At 27.1% G+C, this 1662-nt stretch carries 2 protein-coding genes; one reads left to right on the top strand and one right to left on the bottom strand.

Going from position 1 to position 1662, the window contains the following annotated elements; all coding sequences use genetic code 11:
* Nucleotides 1-124: 124 nt before the first annotated feature.
* Entirely contained in the window at nt 125-586 is a 462-nt protein-coding gene (bcp, locus tag LPC13_RS16640; protein ID WP_195244566.1) for a thioredoxin-dependent thiol peroxidase, read from the bottom strand.
* A gap of 140 nt (nt 587-726) precedes the next feature.
* Here bcp and LPC13_RS16635 point away from each other — a divergent pair, with 140 nt between their 5' ends.
* Nucleotides 727-1473, top strand: coding sequence for a peptidylprolyl isomerase (locus tag LPC13_RS16635; protein WP_005212985.1), 747 nt, complete (start codon nt 727-729; stop codon nt 1471-1473).
* Nucleotides 1474-1662 lie beyond the last annotated feature (189 nt).

The raw sequence follows: 1662 nt of genomic DNA, 5'->3' as shown, positions 1-1662 counted from the left end.
CGATAGCTCAGTCGGTAGAGCAGAGGACTGAAAATCCTCGTGTCCCTGGTTCGATTCCTGGTCGAGCCACCAGGAAAAAAGCACTAACATTTGTTAGTGCTTTTTATTTTATATGAATTTATAATTACAGTATATTTAAGTCATTTAAAATAGTATTAATATGTTCCTTCACTTTAACTTTTCTATATTCCTTTACAAGAACTCCATTTTCGTCAATTATAAAAGTACTTCTTTCAATACCCATAACTTTTTTTCCATACATATTTTTTTCTTTTATTACATTAAATAAATTGCAAACTTCTTCTTTTTCATCACTTAAAAGAACAAAAGGAAGATTAAGTTTTTCAATAAATTTATTATGTGATTTTAATGAATCCCTGCTAACACCTAAAATTACAACATTATTATCAATAAAGTTGCTATGATTATCTCTAAAATCACATGCTTCTGTAGAACATCCTGGGGTATTATCTCTAGGATAGAAATAAAGTACTACTTTTTTACCTTTATAATCACTTAATTTATGTTCTTTTTCGTCAGAACCCATTAATGAAAAATCTGGTACTATTGAATTAAGTTCAACCATAAATTTACCTCCTAATTATATTATCAATAATAATTATTATATAATAGTGCATATAAATATTCAATATATTAAATATTTATATATACTATGACGAAAATCTGATATAATTGGAAATATAAAGCGAAAAGGAGAGAAAGTATATGGAAAACAAAATTTTAGCTGTAATTGCAGGAACTGAAATTACAGAAAAGGATTTAAATTCAATAATAATGAGATATCCTCAAGATAAGAGAGCGTTCTTTAATTCAGATATGGGAAGAAAGCAATTATTAGAACAAATGATAGCATTTGAATTAATGAACAGATTAGGGTCAGAAATGAAATTAAATGAAACTCAAGAATATAAAGAGAGTTTAGCTCAAGTTGAGAAGGATTTACTTACTCAAATGACAATAAACAAAGTTTTATCAGAAGTAACTGTTACTGATGAAGATGCTAAGAATTATTATGATGAGCATTTAGATGAATTTAAAGAAAAAGCTACAGTATCAGCTAAGCATATTTTAGTTGATACAATAGAAAAATGTGAAGAAGTTAGAGCTAGTATTGAAAAAGGTGAATTAACTTTTGAAGATGCAGCAAAGAAATATTCTACATGTCCATCTAAAGAGCAAGGTGGAAACTTAGGAGTATTCGGTAGAGGAATGATGGTTCCAGAGTTTGAGGAAGCAGCTTTTGCTTTAGATTTAGAAAAAGTTAGTGAGCCAGTTAAAACTCAATTTGGATATCACCTAATAAAGGTAGAAGCTAAAAATGAACCTAAAACATCATCATTTGAAGATGTTAAAGCTCAAATAGTTAATAAATTAATTCAATCAAGACAAGAAAAGAAGTACACTGATGTAATAAAAGAACTTGAAACTAAATATGAAGTAAAAAGATCTTAATAACTAGAAGAGTACGTATATAATATAAATAAAAAATACTTAGTAAGAATATTTAATCTTACTAAGTATTTTTTATTCTAGTTGATATGTTAATTTTAATAAATAGATAGCTAGGGAGAGTAGATAGATTTGTGTAAAAAACAAATCTATCTACTCTTTTTTGTATGATTAGTTGGTAGATTTGGAATA

Origin of the sequence: Clostridium celatum (assembly GCF_021412605.1) — a bacterium.
Classification (GTDB): Bacteria; Bacillota; Clostridia; order Clostridiales; family Clostridiaceae; genus Clostridium; species Clostridium celatum.
The sequence above is the reverse complement of the archived record's forward strand: the minus strand, read 5'-3'. Positions and strand labels throughout refer to the sequence as shown.

What these genes read in the sequence shown, in the direction of transcription:
- bcp (WP_195244566.1), bottom strand. Translation starts at nt 586, where the DNA reads ATGGTTGAACTTAATTCAATAGTACCAGATTTTTCATTAATGGGTTCT.
- LPC13_RS16635 (WP_005212985.1), top strand. Translation starts at nt 727, where the DNA reads ATGGAAAACAAAATTTTAGCTGTAATTGCAGGAACTGAAATTACAGAA.